Below are 19,009 nucleotides of genomic sequence, written 5' to 3' on the forward strand. Positions count from 1 at the left end.
ATTACGGACCAATATCACGCGCCTTCAGCTGGATAGGCTTGCGAGAGCCGGCTTCAAAGCCCAATTTTACCGCCACTTCGTCATTCCAGCCATACGGGTCGAGCCGGAATACCGGTTGGCCATCGCGCACGAAGACATCCTGATAGACCAGCCTGACGGGTATTTGTTCGGGCAGGCGCACGAATGTCTCTTTGTCCTCCGCGCGAGCGGCCTGCCAGTCACTCATGATCTGGGCATCGCTCGCCAGAGTCTCGGCAAACCCAAGGGCATCTTCCACTCGCACGCAGCCATGGCTGAAATAGCGCTGCTCCTCGGTAAACAGATGGGGCGCGTTGGTATCGTGCAAGTAGATGGCGTGCTTGTTGTCCATATCGAACTTGACGAGCCCCAAGGCATTCTCCGGACCTGATTGCTGGACGATCCAGCCATCCTTGCGGACCATGTCACGGTTACGCAGATAAGACGAACTGACGTTGGCAAGTTCATTGCGCTCGATGGATTTGGGAACCGTCCACGTCGGATTGGCTACCAAGCGATAGAGTCCGGATTGAAGCTGCGGCGTCGGATTGGCCGGCTCGCCAACCACCACTTTGCGCCGGTCAGCCAAGGCACCGTCCCGGTAGTACTCAAGATCGGCCGCGGCAATGTTTACGTCAATGCGGTTCGCGGGGGGATTGCGCTCCAGCCAACGCATGCGCTCCAGCGCCACAGCGAGCGCACGAGCGCGGGCCGCCGCGTCGAAAGTCAAAGCATCCATTGTACGAGGACCGACGACGCCATCTATGCTCAGCCCATAGTCTGCCTGAAGGCGCTCAACCGCTTGGGCGACCTCACTGATATAAGTCGATCCACGCTGCTGGGACTGGAGATATCCTAGCTCTTGCAGCCTCTGAATAACGGCCTGCACACGCTGGCCGCTGTCCCCTTCCTTAATCAAACCGCCGCCACCAATGGACGAGCTCGACTGCCCAGCACCCATTTGGGCGCCGACATAAGCTCGTGAAAGAACCTTGTAGGCTTCGTTCTGCGGAGCAAGTCCGTTCAGCCAGTCTGCCAAGCTGCCCTTTTGCAGGGCGTCGTTCAGCCCCGCCACGAGGTTTGTCTGCACTCCAGGCAAAGTATAGACATCATAGATCTTATTGGGATCGGCCGCGCCTCGCGATAGGGCCACAGCATAGCGCAGGGCCGCCTTGGTGAACGCTACGTCGCGAGCGGCCGCATCGCCGGCGGATGCACTCTCTTCAAGGAAGGTAAGGTGGTCCAGTCCGTGACCATTTCTGGTGCCAAGAACCTGGCGAAGTTCTTCGATTGCTTGCGGCGTCCAAGCCGCTCGCCACTGGCGTGCTTCGTAGAACGCACGGGTTGGCCCATCGGCGGCAGAGCGAATGGCGCCACTAGAGACGGCAGCAACACCGCTGGCTGAGCCGCTGGTAGAGCCTTGGGCAGCACGCGCGACTCCGACGCTCGAGGCGTTGGAGGCGGCGAGCCCTGCCAGAAGCAAAGCTGTGACTTTGAACGGGAAATTAGATGTCATCATGAAGATCGAACGTGTGTTTACCCGGATTTGTTCCAATTCTCGCCGCGACCTGACCCTACAGCCGAAACGATGGTTCCATCATATCAATGCACGAAGGATTCCGAGCAAAGCGGACAGAGGAACACTGCTGCCGCGACAGGGTTTTGGACGATCCAACGGAACAAAAGTTTTCCATGGCGTTATGATCTGTATGGGTGATGCTCAGTTCTAATCGGAATTAGCTCACCTGTGCAGGATCTGTTCGGAGGAGACCGCCATGTTCAAGTGGGCATTGATTTTTCTGGTCGTAGCGCTCGTAGCCGCCGTGTTTGGCTTCGGTGGGATTGCAGGTGCTGCCGCCAGTATCGCTAAGATACTCTTCTTTGTGGGCCTCGCCCTTGTGGTGCTGTTCCTCGTACTCGGCGTCATAGCCGGAAAGAAGATCAGTTGACGCAAGCCTGACCCAGCGCTCACCCCCCGCGCGTTGTTGAATTGAAAAAGGCGGTCCCAATCGTGGGCTGCCTTTTTCAATTGCGCCGCGCACTTTAGCGGCACCTCCTGCAATCAGCAGGCAACGCGGTCCTCGGGCTTGGCTGAAGGGGCGCTTAGCTGAAGGTACACTGCGCAGCGGAGCTGGCGACCACCATGAGCGCCTCCGGGTCATTCCAGGTGCGGGCATGTTCCAGCAGACGTCCAGCCGTCAACGAACGACCATCGGCACGTACATCTTTGGCAAAGCGCTGGATGCCTCGAATCTGGCTGACCGACAGACGGTCCGCCCATTGCGGCGCCATACATTCCGCCATTGCCGGCGGCACGCCAGCGTCAATCAATGCGGATTCTACACGGTCTCCAACAACAGCCGCGCACGATGCCAGCGATAGCGCACAGATAGCCAGAGCGCCCGACAAGATCGGCTTCGCCCCGCGTACCCGGTTGCCCTCGGCCATTGCAGATGCTCCTCCTCTATCCTCGATGCCGAGGCGGTCCACCATCTGCTCACTGTTTCCGCTAAGTCTGCTTCGGGCCACGTTGGCCTCCCTACGCTTGGATAAAGCGAAGGAACGATTGAGATCCCCATCAGGTCCCGAGTGGATGCTGACGAGCCGGGCACATGGCGCTATAGGGCACAGATGGACTCTCCTTGTGCTGCCGCCTCGGCGCCGCTGTGCGTAGCGGCTCTATATCGATTCACCGCCTTCGCCGATTGTGCCAGCCTTCGGGACCCGCTGGAACGCGTCTGTCGCGAGCATGGCGTCCGCGGAACACTGCTACTCGCGCCGGAGGGCATTAACGGCACCATCGCGGGATCGCATGAGGGCATCGACATGGTGATCAACCACGTTCGCGCTCTTCCCGATTGCGCCAATCTTGATGTGAAACTGTCGAGTGCATCGACGATGCCGTTTCATCGCATGAAAGTGCGGTTGAAGCGCGAGATCGTCACGATGGGCCAGCCGGACATCGACCCTCGAGCCAGTGTCGGCACATACGTCGAGCCCCACGAGTGGAACGATCTGATCTCCGATCCCGACACGATCGTGATCGACACCCGCAATGCGTACGAAGTCGCGGTTGGAACGTTCGAGGGCTCCATAGACCCGCAGACCGCCACTTTTCGCGATTTTCCTGACTGGTTTCGCACAGAGCGTGAAAGGCTGCTCGGCACAGGCAGACAGCCCAAGGTTGCAATGTTCTGCACTGGTGGCATCCGCTGCGAAAAGTCGACGGCCTTTCTCAAACAAGAAGGTGTCGAGGACGTCTACCACCTCAAGGGCGGCATTCTGAAATACCTGGAGACGGTGCCAGAACAGACCAGTCTGTGGCGCGGTGAGTGCTTCGTGTTCGACCAGCGCGTGACCATCGGTCACGGCCTTGCCCAGGGCACTTACGAGCTGTGCCATGCGTGCCGCCGCCCCGTGAGCGCGGAAGATCTGGCGTCACCGCTGTATGAGCCCGGCGTGAGCTGCCCCGCGTGCTACGCCGAGCGAACTGACGAGCAGCGCGCCTCGTATCGCGAACGTCACCGGCAGGAGGCGCTTGCTGCCGCGCGCGGCTCCGCGCATGTGGGCGCAGTGCATGTCGAAGCAGCAGATGACCGGAGTGCCTGACCCGATCCTCTTCAGCTTTCGCCGCTGCCCTTACGCGATGCGGGCGCGGCTGGCGCTGGCGATCAGTGGCACTCGTTGCGAACTGCGCGAGGTGAGGCTTCGAGCCAAACCGCCTGAAATGCTGGCACTCTCCCCGAAAGGAACGGTGCCGGTGCTGGTCCTGCCGGACGGCACGGTAATCGATGAAAGCCTCGACATCATGCGCTGGGCGCTCGGAACCTCCGATCCCGAAGGCTGGCTCGCGCATGACGAGGCCGTTCTGATCGCGACCAACGACGGGACGTTCAAGCAAGACCTCGACAGGTACAAGTATCCAAACCGTCACGGCACGGATCCAATGGTTCACCGCCAAGCCGGATTGCAGTTCCTCCACCACCTTGAGGCGCGACTTACAATGTCGGACCAGCTGTGCGGGACAGCGCGAGGACTGGCGGACGCTGCGATCATGCCCTTCGTGCGGCAATTTGCAGCGGTGGACCGCGAGTGGTTCGACCTGCAGCCACTTCCGCACCTGCAAAGATGGCTCGACAGCCATCTTACATCTGCCTTGTTCCACGCGATCATGATGCGCGTACCCCCGTGGTCACCTGGCGATCCAAAAGTCCTCTTCCCGCTCCGCGAAGATGACATAAGTATTCACGGCTAGCACTTGCCGCTGCGCAAGGCTTGTGCCTCTGCCGCCCTGCAAAGATGCAGGATTGGGCATCTTCAATGTACTGCGAAGATGAAGCGCGGGCATTGGGCGTATTTTGCTTGCGCTTCGGCCTGACTGGAACTCCACTCGTCTACGCCTCGGAACAACCCGGCAACCGATTGCTTTGGTCTTTGGAAGCATTCGAAGAAAGGATTGTCCGTGGAAAATCAAAATCGTGAAGGAGGCGGCTTGCGGGACGAGCTGAAAGAGGACACCGGCCGGGTAACCGGTGCGGCGGCCGATCGCCTGCAGTCCGAAGCCGATAAGCGGAAAGGCGAAGTCGCAGGCCAGGCCCATGCGGTGTCGTCGGCACTGGATAGCGCCGCACGTGAGTTGGGGCAGGATTCGCCAAGCTGGATCAAATCGGCGCTGGAGCAAGGCGCTCGCTCCGTCGAGCAACTGGCTCAGACGGTGGAAGGCAAAGACTCGCGGCAGCTAGCTGGTGACGTCCAGCAGTTCGCACGCCAGCGTCCCGGAAGCTTCCTGGCGGGCTGCGCCCTGCTCGGCTTCGCCGCGTCGCGCGTGTTCAAGGCTGGCGGATCGCAGGGATCACAGAGTTCTTCTGGCAATACGACGCCGCGCAGCACCTCGACGCCGGTCTATGATCCCTATGAACCCGAGACAGCGCGTGGCGCCCGGCCAATGATGGACTTCGGCACCGCCGCCGGTGCGTCGCCAGGCTCCGCTCCGAATCCGACAGCAACGGTCCCAACGGCAACCGGCGCGACTGCGACAGGCCGCACAACGACTGGCTCGACCTCCACAACTCCGTCCGGCATTGGCGGCGGCAACAGGACGGGAGGGTGATCATGAGCACCGATCCAAATCACATCTCGAGCAGGCACGCCGGAGTAGGTCAGAGTGGCCAGGATAACCTGGTCGACCTCGTTCGGCAGCTGACGCGGCAGGGCTCGCACCTCGCGGAGCAGCAGCTCAACCTGATCCAGGCAGAAGTTCGCGAGGCCACCAACGACTTGAAAGTGGCCGCCGGCGGTATGCTCACGGCAGCAGTCGTCGGAATTTCCGGTCTGGGCGTCGTTCTCATGGGCCTCGCCTATCTGCTGGGCGATGCCATCGACAATCTGGGCTTGGGAACGCTGATTATAGGTGTGGTCGCCTTGATCGTCGCCTTCATCCTTTACAGCAGCGCGCGCAAGAAGATGGATGCGGCTCACCTCTCCCCCGAGCGTAGCCGTCGCACCCTGGAGCGCACGCCCGACGCCGCTCGCGGCGATCTTACTTCCGGAGTATAATCATGAACAATCACACTCAACAGGATCCGGCAGCGATCGAACGCGACATCCGGAGCACCCAGGACGACATGAGCCGCACGGTGGACGCCATTGGCGATCAACTGACGCCGCGCAATATGCTCAACGCCCTTCTCGACAAGGCCGACAGCAACAACGTCGATGCACGGATGCTTCTTGACGGAGCCCGGCGCAACCCGTTGGCACTGGCGATGATCGCGGGCGGCGCGATATGGCTGGTGAGCGAGAATGACGCGAAGGTGCCCAAGTTCGAGCGGCACAAGAGCCATTCGGACATGGACGGAGGCGTCGACCCCCATCACCGGGACTACGTCGCGCACATGGAACGCGTCGAGATTCGCGATGGCGAGGATTTCGCCGCCTATCAGCGCCGCCGCGACGCGGCCCGTGCGAACTACTTCATGGTTGAGCGCTCGCACGATGATGACGATCACAGCTTTCGCCAGAAGCTCGAACAAGCAGCGGAATCCTTCCGGAACCGCCGGCACGCCTGGTCTGACAGCAGCAAGAATGCGGGTCATGCAATGGCCGGTCAGGGCCGGGCTGCCGCAGGAAAGGGCCAGGAGCTCTACGAAAGCAATCCGCTAATCGGCGGTCTGGTCGCTGCGGCAGCCGGTGCTTTCCTGGGCAGCTTGCTTCCAGAGAGCCAAGCCGAGCAGCAGAAGCTGGGCGGTATCGGCGAGAAGGCGCGCAACATGGCCTCCGACCAGGCCGACCACGCCATGAACGCGGCACGCGAGAAGAAGGACCAGTTCGTCGACGCAACCGAGGAGCGCGTTGCTTCCTCGTCCGGCAGCGGACAACAGTCCGGCTCGACAACTCGGTCGCAAACTACGGTCTGACCCGCAGCTATTGCTCACTGCCAGACACAAGAGCGCCACCATCTGACCACATCAGATGGTGGCGTTTTCGTGCGTATGAGGGGCTGACCCGATCTGCGCGCTTGAACTCTCGCCCTGTTTACAACCTGCCCTCGTCCGCTCCCTCCCAGGTGCCGCCAAGCGCCCGGAACAGATCGACCTGGGCAAAAGCCACGCTGCGGGTGGCAGCTGCATACTCTGTCTCGGCCTCGGAAAGCGCACGCTGGACGTCGAGCACGTCGAGAGCGTCGATCTCGCCGCGGCTCGCACGAGCGGTGGCGACGCTGGCGGCCCGCTGTGCCGCCTCGCGCGCGGAAGCCAGCCTCGCCCTGCGCAGCAGCGCGTTGCGATAGTTCGACAGTGCGGTTTCAGTCTCTTCCAGGGCGTTGAGCACCGTCCCGTCGAAAGTAGCCAAGTCGGCTCGCGTGTCCGCCTCTGCGGCGGCGATCTGCGCGCGGATACCTTCCTGATTTGGGAAAGCCCAGGAAATGAGCGGCCCCAGCAGCCAACGTAGAGGGCCGCCGCCGATTACGTCGGTAGAGCCAATGGCAGTGGTACCGATTGTGCCGCCAAGCGAGATGCGGGGGTAGAGGTCTGCCGTCGCCACCCCGATGCGCGCAGTATTGGCCGCAAGGCGGCGCTCGGCTGCCTTCACATCCGGACGCCGCGCCAGGAGCATGCGGCCGTCACCGACAGGGATCGGCTGCGTCACGTCAGGTGTGGTGGTGCGCAAGCGAGCGGCCTGAGGCAGGTCCTGTGGCGTGCGGCCGGTCAGTGTCGCCAAGCGAAACAGCGCGCCATCGCGCTGGGCAGCGAGGCTGGGGATCGCGGCAGCCTGCTGCTGGCGAAGCTGGTCCAGACGGATTACGTCAAGCCGCTGGTTCAGACCGCGTTCGAACCGGGCGTTCGTGATGCGCACCGAACGGTCGAGCAGGTCGACGATGCGTCGGGCAACCGCAAGTTGCTCGGCAGTGCTGGTCGCATCCACGTAAGCGCGCACGGTATCGGCAACCACGGTGACGCGCACAGCATCGGCATCCTCCTGCGCGGCCGCGAGGTCGGCACGGGATGCTTCGATCCCGCGCCTCACCCGGCCGAACAGGTCGACCTCATAGGAGACATTGAACTCTCCATCGACGATCCGGTTCTCCCGATCCATGCCGGGGAGCACCTGCATTGCCGAGGACCGGTTCTGCACAGCGGAACCTTCCAGCCCCGTCTGCGGCAGAGCGGCATTGCGCGACCCGCGAAGCTGCGCCCGCGCCCTCTCGATTCGCGCCACGGCGACTCGCACGTCGGTGTTGGCGGCGAGCGCGTCTCGCACGAGATCATCGAGAACGGGATCATCGTATAACCGCCACCAATCCTCGCGCGGCGCAGCCGTCGTGACCTCCGGAGAAGTGACGCCGATGAACGGTGCTTCCGATCGAGCCGGCGGCGTGGCCGCGACATAGTCGGGGCCTACCGCGCAGGCGCCAAGGCTGGTCGCGGCGAGCAGCACGGCGATGTTGCGCTTGATCATGCTCGTATCTCCTTATTCCGCCGGCCGCAGCGCAGGCGGGCTGTCGTGCTCAGCGTCGCTCTCCGGACGGCGACGCCGCAGCTTTTCGGCCAGCGTGCGGCACACGACGTAGAAGGTGGGGGTGAACAGCAGACCGAACCCGGTGACTCCAGCCATGCCGAAGAACACGGCGGTTCCCAGTGCTTGCCGTAGCTCGGCACCAGCTCCTTCCGCGATCACTAGCGGTACCGCGCCCAGGATGAAGGCGAAGCTCGTCATCAGGATCGGCCGCAGGCGTGTCCGGGCAGCGTAAACCGCAGCATCGATGATGGACATGCCCTGCTCTTCCTCAGCCTGCTTGGCGAACTCGACCACAAGGATCGCGTTCTTGGCGGCCAACGCGATCAGCACCACAAGACCGATCTGGGTGAGGATGTTATTGTCCATTCCCCTGATCTGCACGCCCAGCATTGCCGCGAACAGACACATCGGCACGATCAGCACGATGGCGAGCGGTAGCGTCAGGCTCTCGTACTGCGCGGCGAGCACCAGGAAGACGAAGAACACTGCCATGCCGAAAACGATGCCTGCGGTGTTTCCCGCAGTCGTTTGCTGGAAGGCGATGCCGGTCCATTCGTAGGAATAGCCAGCAGGCAGCGTCTCATTCGCGATCTTCTCCATTGTTGTCAGCGCCTGGCCAGTCGAATGTCCCGGAGCGACGCCGCCATCGACCTCGATCGCGCGCTGCAAGTTGTAGCGCACCACACGATACGGGCCGGTCTGGTCCTCGAACGTCGCGACCGATCCGATCGGCACCATTGCCCCGGAGTTCGAGCGCGTCTTCAGGTTGGCGATATCGGCGGTCGAGCCGCGATAAGGCGAGTCCGCCTGCGCAGTAACCCGGTAAGTGCGCCCGAGCAGGTTGAAGTCGTTCACGAAGGCAGAGCCAAGATACACCTGCAACGCCTCGAAGATCCGCTGCGGTGGCACGCCGAGCATGTCCGCCTTGGGCCGGTCAATGTCAGCGAAGACGCGGGGCGTGGCAGTGTTGAACAGGGTATAGACCTGCTGCAGTTCGGGCGACTGATTGGCCTTGCCGAGCAGCGGCCCGACTGCCTTGGCCAGCTCACCGTAACCCCGGCCTTCCTTGTCCTCGACCATCATGCGGTACCCACCGGCAGGAACGATGCCATTAATGGTGGGCGGAGGCAGCAGATAGATTTGGGCCTTGTCGTAGCCCTGCATCGCGGCTTGCGCCTGCTGCATGATCGTCTCGAAAGTCGCACCGATTTCCTGCCGTTCTTCGAAGCTGTCGAAGGGGAAGTAGATGGCAGCAGCGTCGGGAGCGGCCGTGCGCGAGGGGCCGTGTAGCCCTGCGAACATCACAGCGCCGCGGATGCCCTTGATGGGGAGAATGCGCTCAGCCATCTCACGAGCCACGGCGTCGGTTCGCTCCAGCGATGAACCGGGCGGCAGGAACGCGGCGGCCATGAAATAGCCCTGATCCTGCTGCGGCACGAACCCGGCCGGCGTGGTCCAGAAGAGACCGCCAGTGGCGATGATGAGCGCGCCATAGGTCGCCATCATCCGCGCCGGGCGCTGGACCAGCTTGAAGGTGAGCCGCGAATAGCGCTCGCTAAGCCGCTCGAAGCCCCGATTGAACTTGTCAGCGGCGGTTTGCATCCACTGGCGCCACTTGGGCGCATCCGCCGCAACCCGCTCACGCTCGCGCAGCAGGATGGCGGACAGCGCGGGTGAGAGCGTCAGCGAAACCAGCAGCGAGATGACCGTCGCAGTAGAGATCGTAACCGCGAACTGCTTGTAGAACTCGCCCGAAATGCCGCTTATGAACAGCGTCGGCACGAACACCGCGCAAAGCACGAGCACGATTGCCACCAGCGCCCCGGAGACTTCGTCCATGGAACGGCGAGCGGCATCGATTGGCCGCAGGCCCTCCTCGATGTAGCGCTCGACGTTCTCGACCACGACGATCGCGTCATCGACGACGATACCGATCGCCAGCACAAGGCCGAACAGCGAGAGGTTGTTGAGCGAGTAGCCAACGGCCGCCAGCATCACGGCTGTACCGATGAGAGAGACCGGGATTGCGACGATAGGGATGATCGCGGCCCGCCAGTTCTGCAGGAACACCAGGATGACGAGCACGACGAGGATCACGGCCTCGAACAGCGTATGATACACAGCATCGATGGACTGGCCGATGAATTCGGTCGGGTTGTAGATAACCGAGTATTCCATGCCTTTGGGGAAGGTCTTGGCGAGGTCGTCCATCTCCGCCCGCACCGCGTCAGCCGCATCGAGCGCGTTTGAGCCCGGCCGCTGCATCACGGCGATGACGACAGTCGGCTTGTTCGAAAGATACGTGTTGGTCGCGTAGTCCTGCGCGCCGAGTTCTACCCGGGCGACATCGCGCACACGCACCTGTCGGCCATCGGCATCGCTACGGACGACCACATCGCCGAACTGCTCGGGCGTGGTGAGGCGACCCTGAAGTTCGACGCCGATCTGATAGGCGTTGCCTGCGTCGTAAGGGGGAGCACCCAAGGCGCCTGCGGAGACCTGGACGTTCTGCGCGCGCAAGGCCGCAACGATTTCGCCGGGCGTCAGGTCCATGGCCGAGGCGCGGCCGGGATCGATCCATATCCGCATGCCGTAATCGCGCGCACCGTACAGTCGCACGTCGCCCACGCCGTCGAGCCGGGCCAGCTTGTCGCGCACCTGAGTCAGCGCATAATTGGAGAGGTAGTCGCGATCCAGGCTACCGTCTGGCGACTGGAGGTTCACCACCATCAGGAAGTCTGGCGAGGTCTTTCGCGTCACGACGCCAAGCTGCTGCACTTCCTGAGGCAGGCGCGGCACGGCCATGGAGACGCGGTTCTGGACCAGCACTTGCGCAGCATCGAGATCGGTGCCGATCTTGAACGTCACCGTGATCGTGGTTCGGCCATCTCCGGTGGACTGCGAGTCCATGTAGAGCATGTCGTCGACGCCGTTGATCTCTTGCTCGATCGGCGCGGCGACAGTGTCGGCCACGGTCTCGGCGGAAGCGCCGGGATACTGTGCCGTCACCGTGACCGTAGGCGGCACGATATCGGGATATTGCGTAACCGGCAGGCTGAGGAAGGCGAGCGCGCCCACCACGGTGATGATCACCGCGATGACGGCCGCAAAAATCGGCCGGTCGATGAAGAACCGGGAAAATCGCATGAGCAGTGTCCCTGTTAAGCGCGCACCAAGGCGCACCTCCTACGGGTGAAAATGGGTAGGCAGTTCCTTCTCCCCTCGTCATCCCGGAGCCGAGGTGACGAGGGGAGAAAGAGCATCAGTTGAGCGTCGCTTGCGCCGCCGTCGGAATGGTAGGACCGGCATTCGGCGTCGCGCTCGCCTGCGCAGGCAGGATCCGGCCTGGCTTGGCCTCCACCTTGGAGCCTGCGACCGCAGCCTGGTAGTTGCTGATGACGACACGATCGGTCGGCGCCAGTCCTGAGCGGATCACTCGCAGCCCGCTCACCAGCGGGCCGACTTGCACCGGTTTGGCTGTAACGACACCGTCTTGTCCGACGATCAGCACGATCTTGCGCGCCTGGTCGGACTGGATCGCCTCGGCCGGCACGAGCATCGCGGGAACCTTGCCGGCATTCGCCAGGCGCATGTTGCCGAACATGCCGGGTGTCAGGAAGCCATCGGGGTTGGGAAGCACCGCTCGCAAGCGGATCGTGCCGGAGCGCGGATCGAGCCCGTTATCGGTGAAGTCGAGCTTGCCGTTCCAGCGGTACTGTGCCTCGTCCTGGAGGCGCACCTGCACTTCGACTGGCTGTCCTTTGGCGACACGCTCGCGCTGGGTCTTGAGGAAGAGACCCTCGGACGCGTCGAAGGTAAAGTAGATCGGGTCAACGGCGTTGATCGTGGTCAGCAGGGTCGCGCCTGCTCCACCCTCACCCGAGACAAGGTTACCGGCATCCACGCGCCGGTCCGAGACACGACCGGAGATCGGCGCGCGAACAGTGGCGAACTCGACATCCAGCGCGCGGGCCTGAACCCGCGCCTGCGCCGCAGCCAGAGCAGCGCTGGCTGCGCGCATCCGCGCCCGCCGCGCGTCGACTTCGCTGGCTGCCATTGCCTCGTCGCCGGTGAGCCCAGCCACGCGCGAGTAATCGGATTGCGCCAGCGCGAAGTTGCTGCGGGCGGCTGCGACTTCTGCCTGCGCTTCGGCAAGAGCGGCACGATAAGGACGCGGATCGATCAGAAACAGCGGCTGGCCCTTGCGGACGTAATCGCCGTCCTTGAACAGCACTTGCGACACGGCACCCGATACTCGCGGCCGCACCTCCACCGTGCGGCTGGCGGCAAAGCGGCCGACAAAGTCGTCCCACTCCGTCACCTCACGCACGAGCGGCTGCGCCGTCTGCACCACGGCCGGCGGCGGTGGTCCAGCTTCGACCGGGCCGCTACTGAGACCGCGCCAGGCCAGCCCCGCAAGCAGCACCACTGCGATGCTGCCAATGATCCAATTGCGACGGCGCAAGCGCCGAGGCCGCGAAGCGTCAGCGTCTACCGCCTCATACTGGGGCACTTTGATCTTCAAGGGAGAGTTCATGCAGGCAGCCTCCGCAGCGGCTTGCGCAATCGCGCGATTGTGTCGATCACCGCGCCGATCTGAGTTTCGCTGTAGCCCGCCTCACTTGCGGCCTTGAGCGCCGACGCGGGGAGCTGGTATCCGTGATGCCAAGCCTGAACCGCTAACCTGCGCAAGGCCTCAAGACGGTCGTTGGCGAGGACGGGCGATGGCGGCTGCGGACCGAAGACCAGCCTCGCCAGCCACGACCGCTTGCGCTGCGGACGCAGGCTAGCAAGGCTATCCTCGCGCGCCAGTTCAATCACGCGCCGCTCCAGCTGCGTAAGCGGTTCGGCAAGAGGGGCAAGCACTTGAGAACGCCCAAGGGCCAGTACCGGGACTGCCGCCTGAAGGGTGCCGTCCTTGAAGTCGATGAAAGCCATAGTCATGCTCCCAGTAAGAGGCCCCGGCACGCGGCGGGGGGATTGGCGCGTGCCGGGGCAGTCTCCGGCGCAAGGGCCGCCGGAAAACGGACGAGTGTTGATGAGGTCGGGAGCGCACTAAGGCTCTCACGACTGCTTGATCGAAGTTATGGCGGGAGCCGCCCGCGAGTGACGGCGCCAAAAATCAGCCGATCAGCGCCAGCATGGCAAGTTGTTCATCGTGCCTCCTGCTGCCTCTGCGGCCTTTCTGTACCAAGCGGTATAGATGGCGGCATGGCGACTCGTCAAGCACCTTTCTGTACCAGCCGGTAGATTGATTTTTATGACACCGAATTCAAGACGTTAACTGGCGGTGAACTGGCGCGATAACCACAGTTTGCCCGCACCGAGTTCTCAAGCCGCGCTAATCCGCCCGACTCAGGAGCTCGGCCACATCCCCAGGAACGCATCCACGACGGCTTTCTGCTCAGCCGGCGTGGCTCCACCTTGCGCGCGAACAGAAAGGCCCTGCATGACTGTGGTGACGCACTGCGCAAGCGCTTTGGGATTGGCCTGTGGCGGCAAGTCGCCCTCGTCTCGCGCACGCTGCAACCTTGCTACCATCGCTGCCTCTGATGAGGCGCGCCTCGCGATCACGTGCTCACGGATCGATTCGGCCTCGGTCGTACATGCAACCATGCTGATGACGCCGAGGCAGCCCTGCGGATTGCTTTCGCTGCAGTGGACGCTCAATGCGCCGTAAAGCAGCCGCTCGGCAACTTCCCGAGCAGTCGGCGCTTCCAGCGCACTGCTCACATAAGCCAGTTTGTCCCGTTCGTATAGGTCGAGCGCCTTCTTGAACAAGGCTTCCTTGTTGCCGAAACAGGCATAGAGACTAGGCTTGGTTATGCCCATCGCCTCCGTCAGCTCGACGAGCGAAGCACCTTCGTAGCCGTTCTTCCAAAAGACCTGCAGCGCAGCCGCCAACGCCTTTTCCGGGCAGAACTCCCGCGGACGGCCGCGCGTCTTGTTGATCACCGCGGATTCCATACCTGTCGGTACATAGGGTCGGACACACCGCCTGTCCAGCGCGCCCCTGCGCGGACACGATCTGAGTTTTAGTACGAAAATCAGACAGCTGCTGAGATGCTGCGTCGGCCAGTTCACCCTGCCGCACGCTCTTGCCGCTGCTCTTCTATGTTCGCGAGCAACGGCAGAATGCGGTCATCGGATCGTGCAGTAGTACTCGTTCACGTTCTTAATAACCCCGCTTTCAAGCGTAAACGCCGATCTTCCTCTGCCGTCACAGTCTTGAACCCAGGATCCAAGCGAGGGGGATCGTGTCCTTGAATGCTGCTATCGTCGCGATGATGAGCTCGTAAGGACGCGGGCCCGAGAGTTTGCCGAACCCTTTCGCCACCGTCACGGCGTCTGGCGCCAGGCAGGTCTTCTATCTCTGCATCGCCGGCGCTGAACGCCTCAATGAACGTGACGGCCATCGCCTCGTTCTCTTCACTCATGGCTGATGTTCTGTGAACTTCCCCTTGCCGCGCCACGCAAAATGCTCACATGAGTGAGGTTGCATGCTCCGCCAGTACGAACTCGTCGAACGCGTCCTTGAATATGCGCCCGAAGCCGATGAGGCTTTGCTGAACCGCGCCTATGTCTACACCGTGCAGAAGCATGGCAGCCAGAAGCGCGCCAGCGGCGATCCCTACTTCAGCCACCCCGTGGAAGTGGCGGGGCTGATGACTGAACTGAAGCTGGATCAGCAGACGATCATCACAGCCCTCCTGCACGATACGGTCGAGGATACACTCGCCACCATTGCCGATATCGACCAGATGTTCGGGCCCGAGGTTGCCCGCCTGGTCGATGGAGTGACCAAGCTCTCGAAGATCGAGGCCATGCCCGAGAATGAGCGCGCGGCGGAGAACTTGCGCAAGTTTTTCCTGGCGATGAGCGAGGACTTGCGCGTCCTGCTCGTCAAGCTGGCGGACCGGCTGCACAACATGCGCACGCTCCACTTCATCAAGAAGGAGGAGAAGCGCCGGCGCATCGCGCGTGAAACCATGGATATCTACGCGCCCCTGGCCGAGCGCGTGGGTATGTACGAGTACATGCGCGAAATGCAGCTGCTCGCCTTCGAGCAGCTGGAGCCGGAAGCCTATGCCATCATCACCGGGCGGCTCGCGCAAATCCGCAACCAGGAAGGCGGTCAGGTAGACGCCATCGGCTTCGCTATTCGCCAGGCGCTCGCCGAGTCAGGGCTGACCGTCGAAGTGGCAGGGCGCGAGAAGCACCCGTACTCGATCTGGCGCAAGATGAGCGAACGCCATGTCACGTTCGAGCAGATCACCGACATCATGGCGTTCCGCGTCCTCGTCGACACGCCTGCCGATTGCTATCGCGCGCTCGGCATCCTGCACCAGACCTGGCAGATGATTCCGGGTCGTTTCAAGGACTACATTTCGACGCCCAAGTCGAACGGCTACAAGTCGCTGCACACGGCACTCATCTACGAAAACTCGATGCGTATGGAAGTGCAGATCCGCACGCGCGAGATGCACCGCACCAACGAGTTCGGCCTCGCCGCGCACTGGGCATATAAGCAAGGTGGCGCGCGGCCCGATGGGCAAGTCGGCTGGCTGCGTGACCTGATCGAAATCGTCGACGCCAGCCACGATGCCGAGGAGCTGCTCGAACATACGAAGCTCGCGATCTACCAGGATCGAATATTCGCGTTCACGCCCAAAGGCGCGCTGCACCAGCTGCCCAAAGGATCGACCGCGGTGGATTTCGCTTATGCCGTCCACACCAAGCTGGGCAATGCCGCGGTGGGGGCCAAGATCAATGGCCGTCTCATGCCGCTGCGTACGCGGCTGGCGAACGGCGACGTTATCGAGATCATCAAGAGCGGCAACTCAGAGCCGCAGCTGACCTGGCTGGGCTTCGTCGTCACCGGCAAGGCGCGCGCCGCCATCCGCCGCGCGGTGCGCGCGAAAGAGCGCCAGGAGATCGCCGCGATCGGCTCCAAGCTGTTCGACGATATCGCTTCGCGACTGCCCGGGCGCATTGGCAAGAAGGCGATCACCGCCGCTGTCAGTCGGCTGGGGCTGGCGGACGAGGAAGAGCTGATGGTGGCAGTCGGCTCCGCCCGGTTTACTGATCGACAAGTAATGGAAGCGCTTGCGCCCGGCAGCACCGCGGAACTGCCCGACGATGCTGACTGGCCGATCCAGGAGCGGGCAATCTCGATCAAGGGGTTAACCCCGGGCATGGGTTTCGTCCTCGCGCAGTGCTGCCATCCGGTGCCGGGCGACCGGATCGTCGGCCTGCGGCGGCCCGATCGCAAAGTCGAAGTGCACACCATCGACTGCCTGAAACTGGCGGACGGCGTGGATGTGGACTGGCTCGACGTATCCTGGGGTGAGCGCACCACAGGCGCTGTGGGGCGGCTGCGGCTGGTGCTGTACAACCGCCCCGGCACGCTCGCCGAAGTTACCGATATCTTTGCCCGCAGCCGCGCCAACGTCGTCAACCTGCAGATGGTGCAGCGGGACGAGCCCTTCGGCACTTACGAGGTGGATCTCGAGGTCACCGATCTGGCGCATCTGACGCGCATCGTCGGTTCACTGCGGGCGAGCGAAGCGGTGGCAGAAGCGCAGAGGGTCTAGCAGACCTAGCGCCGTCTGGCCGGCTTCCTCCCTGGCTCGACTTCGCTGGAGGGGGCCGAAGCTCGGCGGATCGGGACCGGTACATTGCAGACGTCCACCGCCCCAGCCGGGATGGTGTAAAAGGCATCGTGTCGGTTTGCCCGCGCCTTTACGTATCGGGCGAAGCTGTCGCTCGTGCTGGCGAGATATTCGTAGCGCGGAAGGTCCTCGACTTCGTCGCCGAGCCGGATGGAAAGAATCGGCGTTTGCTCCTCCGGCGTCGCGTAGAAGCCCAGTTCCGCGGTACCGCGGGGCAGCGAGGAGAGGTGCTCGATGCCCTCGATCACCCGCCCCACCACGGCGATATTGCGATCAAGCTGGCGGGGCGCGTGCCCGATCACCGCGTAGAGCTCTGCGCCCGTTCCGGTATCCGGTGCCATATCGCGCCCGACCCCGACCGTCCCGTAGCAGTGGACGGGCCAACTGCGTGCGCCGGTAACGGCTACCGGCCACCCCGCCACGAAGCCGGCGCGATCGGCGTAAACATCGCGGATCGCCTCGCTGGTGAAGAAAGAAAGGGAGCTGGGCGGACAGATATCGGCATACTCGCCGCAGTCTCCGGGCGGCCCCGCGAGGTAATCCTGAGGCGGCATCTTTTGCAGCGACCGCGGCAAGCGCCGGGCCAGCTGTGGATGGGCGGCCTCGGGATCACCCCACTGGACCACGTAGTTGTCCTGCGCCCGGACGATGGCCAGCCCATCCCACCAGTTCGCTGCTGCAAGCACGCGAATGTTTGTAGCCCAGCCTTGGGAATAAGGCGGGGCGATCAGTTGGATGATCACTCGCCGCGGGGCTGCAGGCGCGACCTTGGTCACAGGCGCTTCGCCCGTGCCCACCGATTCTCCGACCGGAGTGAGTGATTGCCCAAGTGCCGGCAGATCCATGACGAGCAGGTCGCGAGGCCGGATAGTCCGCCAGTCCTTCGCCGGCGCAGCCGCCACTATTTTAGCCGGAGAGGCAGGCTGCGTCACTTCCAGCGCTTTCGCCGGCTGAGGCGCGGCAGAAGCGCTTCCGAGCGAAGCCAGACCGACAAGCGAAAGCGAAACTGCGACGAGGCGAATGGCCATGTCCCCAAATGGCATGAGCGGACCGCTTGCGTAACCCCCCATCGCACGCTAGGGCCCTGCTCTGCCCAGTGCATGCGGAGCGGTGGCCGAGTGGTCGAAGGCGCTCGCCTGGAAAGTGAGTATACGCCAAAAGCGTATCGAGGGTTCGAATCCCTCCCGCTCCGCCAACTGCTTTTCTCAGTAGATCCGATAACGTCTTTCAAGCCGCAGTGGGGGCTGGTCAATGCCGACTGGCTGAATGACCGGGGTAAACAGTGTGCCCTTGCGCCAGCGATCGTCTTTGTCACGCACATCACTCTGCCACCAGAGGATTTTCGCGGACGCGATGCTGCAGGTCTCTATCATGGCCTCGTTCGCACGCACACGTCATGGGGCGCGCTCGGGCGAGAAATGGCGAAGCTGGTCGCAGGCCTGCCTGAAGAGTTTCACGCGAGAAGGATGACAGATGCCTTTCGGACCTGTCTGGAGGAAAATAACATGAGCAATGAGTTTCCGCCCTCCTCAGAGTTGGCGGCGGGCGAGCTCTACGTAAGTCAGGCCGAGACGCTCGAGAATCTGGTGGACCGCATGTGGCAAGAGATAAGAACCGTAGCCAGCTTCGGTCGGACCGCGGACTATCAGCGAAAGGCATTGACGAACGAGGGTTCGGTAAGCGCTTGGCGCTATGTTGCGCCAAGCGCCGCAAGCCCGGATCGATCCTCCTGCATTCAGACGGGAATCTGGTACCCGGAAGCAGGCTTGTGGTTTGATGCAGACATGTCGGTCAGGAGCTTCGCGGACCGCAGGCTTACCTGTTCTTCGGCAACCATTCGGACGACATGTTTACTGCGGCGGCTGACGAACTCGAGGCCTTCGTACGTCCTTCGAGTGATTTCCTTGCGTATAGGGCAGTCGCCGATTTCTCGAGTGATCCACAAACACGGGGCGAACAGATCATTCAGTGGGTGGCGGATCAGGCACTAGCATTGAAAGCGTATCTCACTGCGCATAAGCTCATCGCCTAAGTTTCGGCGATCTGACCATTTAGCCTCGTCGACCGGGCGGTTCTTCTGATTGCCATCAATCGCCAGCTCTGCCGGATGATGGACCGTCGACCGGCCACATGAATGAACGTCCAGTTGCAGGAACCCGTGAGGCACCTCTGATGTCCAGAAGTGGGTCTCGGCGTTCGCGGCGGCTGTCGACCGAGGCTGTGTAAAAACGCGCCGAGGCGGAGGTGTCGGATCTTAGTGCGGTGACAGGCTGTGCACGATTTTTGCTAAAGGCGCGGCTCGT

The 19,009-nt window shown here is 62.7% G+C and carries 15 protein-coding genes and 1 tRNA gene; 8 read left to right on the top strand and 8 right to left on the bottom strand.

All coding sequences use genetic code 11. The annotated features are described in order from the left end of the window. Nucleotide 1: 1 nt before the first annotated feature. Nucleotides 2–1,534 (bottom strand): L,D-transpeptidase family protein, encoded by a 1,533-nt coding sequence (locus tag ABVV53_RS00635; RefSeq protein ID WP_353982383.1) that lies wholly within the window; start codon nucleotides 1,532–1,534, stop codon nucleotides 2–4. Between the two features lie 259 nt (nucleotides 1,535–1,793). Here ABVV53_RS00635 and ABVV53_RS00640 point away from each other — a divergent pair, with 259 nt between their 5' ends. Next, a complete protein-coding gene (locus ABVV53_RS00640) occupies nucleotides 1,794–1,967 on the top strand; it encodes a DUF1328 family protein (RefSeq protein WP_353982384.1) in 174 nt (57 codons plus the stop codon). A 154-nt stretch (nucleotides 1,968–2,121) separates the two neighbouring features. Here ABVV53_RS00640 and ABVV53_RS00645 read toward each other — a convergent pair whose 3' ends face one another. Then, nucleotides 2,122–2,466, bottom strand: coding sequence for a hypothetical protein (locus ABVV53_RS00645; RefSeq protein ID WP_353982385.1), 345 nt, complete (start codon nucleotides 2,464–2,466; stop codon nucleotides 2,122–2,124). 183 nt (nucleotides 2,467–2,649) lie between these two features. Here ABVV53_RS00645 and trhO point away from each other — a divergent pair, with 183 nt between their 5' ends. The 5 genes from trhO to ABVV53_RS00670 all read left to right on the top strand — a co-directional run bounded on the left by trhO (nucleotide 2,650) and on the right by ABVV53_RS00670 (nucleotide 6,434). Further along, entirely contained in the window at nucleotides 2,650–3,627 is a 978-nt protein-coding gene (gene trhO / locus ABVV53_RS00650; protein ID WP_353982386.1) for an oxygen-dependent tRNA uridine(34) hydroxylase TrhO, read from the top strand. Further along, complete coding sequence (locus ABVV53_RS00655; protein WP_353982387.1) at nucleotides 3,596–4,273, top strand: glutathione S-transferase; 678 nt, start codon at nucleotides 3,596–3,598, stop codon at nucleotides 4,271–4,273. The genes trhO and ABVV53_RS00655 overlap by 32 nt, the downstream gene beginning before the upstream one ends. Nucleotides 4,274–4,480: 207 nt before the next feature. Further along, complete coding sequence (locus ABVV53_RS00660) at nucleotides 4,481–5,128, top strand: hypothetical protein (protein WP_353982388.1); 648 nt, start codon at nucleotides 4,481–4,483, stop codon at nucleotides 5,126–5,128. Between the two features lie 2 nt (nucleotides 5,129–5,130). Then, entirely contained in the window at nucleotides 5,131–5,574 is a 444-nt protein-coding gene (locus tag ABVV53_RS00665) for a phage holin family protein (protein ID WP_353982389.1), read from the top strand. Nucleotides 5,575–5,576: 2 nt separating this feature from the next. Next, complete coding sequence (locus ABVV53_RS00670) at nucleotides 5,577–6,434, top strand: DUF3618 domain-containing protein (protein WP_353982390.1); 858 nt, start codon at nucleotides 5,577–5,579, stop codon at nucleotides 6,432–6,434. Nucleotides 6,435–6,552: 118 nt separating this feature from the next. Here the strand turns inward: ABVV53_RS00670 and ABVV53_RS00675 are convergent, their stop codons facing one another. The 5 genes from ABVV53_RS00675 to ABVV53_RS00695 form a co-directional block, all read right to left on the bottom strand. Then, nucleotides 6,553–7,974: an efflux transporter outer membrane subunit gene (locus ABVV53_RS00675; RefSeq protein WP_353982391.1), complete on the bottom strand. Its 1,422-nt coding sequence runs from the start codon at nucleotides 7,972–7,974 to the stop codon at nucleotides 6,553–6,555. Between the two features lie 12 nt (nucleotides 7,975–7,986). Next, complete coding sequence (locus ABVV53_RS00680; protein WP_353982392.1) at nucleotides 7,987–11,181, bottom strand: efflux RND transporter permease subunit; 3,195 nt, start codon at nucleotides 11,179–11,181, stop codon at nucleotides 7,987–7,989. A 115-nt stretch (nucleotides 11,182–11,296) separates the two neighbouring features. After that, nucleotides 11,297–12,571, bottom strand: coding sequence for an efflux RND transporter periplasmic adaptor subunit (locus tag ABVV53_RS00685; protein WP_353982393.1), 1,275 nt, complete (start codon nucleotides 12,569–12,571; stop codon nucleotides 11,297–11,299). Then, entirely contained in the window at nucleotides 12,568–12,972 is a 405-nt protein-coding gene (locus tag ABVV53_RS00690) for a hypothetical protein (protein ID WP_353982394.1), read from the bottom strand. The genes ABVV53_RS00685 and ABVV53_RS00690 overlap by 4 nt, the downstream gene beginning before the upstream one ends. A 417-nt stretch (nucleotides 12,973–13,389) precedes the next feature. Then, on the bottom strand, nucleotides 13,390–14,001 hold the full coding sequence (locus ABVV53_RS00695; RefSeq protein ID WP_353982395.1) for a TetR/AcrR family transcriptional regulator: 612 nt from the start codon (nucleotides 13,999–14,001) through the stop codon (nucleotides 13,390–13,392). A gap of 533 nt (nucleotides 14,002–14,534) precedes the next feature. Here ABVV53_RS00695 and ABVV53_RS00700 point away from each other — a divergent pair. Beyond that, nucleotides 14,535–16,628, top strand: a complete 2,094-nt coding sequence (locus ABVV53_RS00700) for a RelA/SpoT family protein (protein ID WP_353982396.1) — start codon at nucleotides 14,535–14,537, stop codon at nucleotides 16,626–16,628. 5 nt (nucleotides 16,629–16,633) lie between these two features. Here ABVV53_RS00700 and ABVV53_RS00705 read toward each other — a convergent pair whose 3' ends face one another. Continuing rightward, the gene (locus tag ABVV53_RS00705; protein ID WP_353982397.1) at nucleotides 16,634–17,749 is read right to left on the bottom strand and encodes a peptidylprolyl isomerase; all 1,116 of its coding nucleotides are present in this window, start codon (nucleotides 17,747–17,749) and stop codon (nucleotides 16,634–16,636) included. A 61-nt stretch (nucleotides 17,750–17,810) separates the two neighbouring features. Here ABVV53_RS00705 and ABVV53_RS00710 point away from each other — a divergent pair. After that, nucleotides 17,811–17,901 (top strand) — tRNA-Ser (locus tag ABVV53_RS00710). The last annotated feature ends 1,108 nt before the right edge of the window (nucleotides 17,902–19,009 follow it).

The sequence above is a fragment of the Novosphingobium kalidii genome, assembly GCF_040534015.1.
Lineage (GTDB): Bacteria > Pseudomonadota > Alphaproteobacteria > Sphingomonadales > Sphingomonadaceae > Novosphingobium > Novosphingobium kalidii.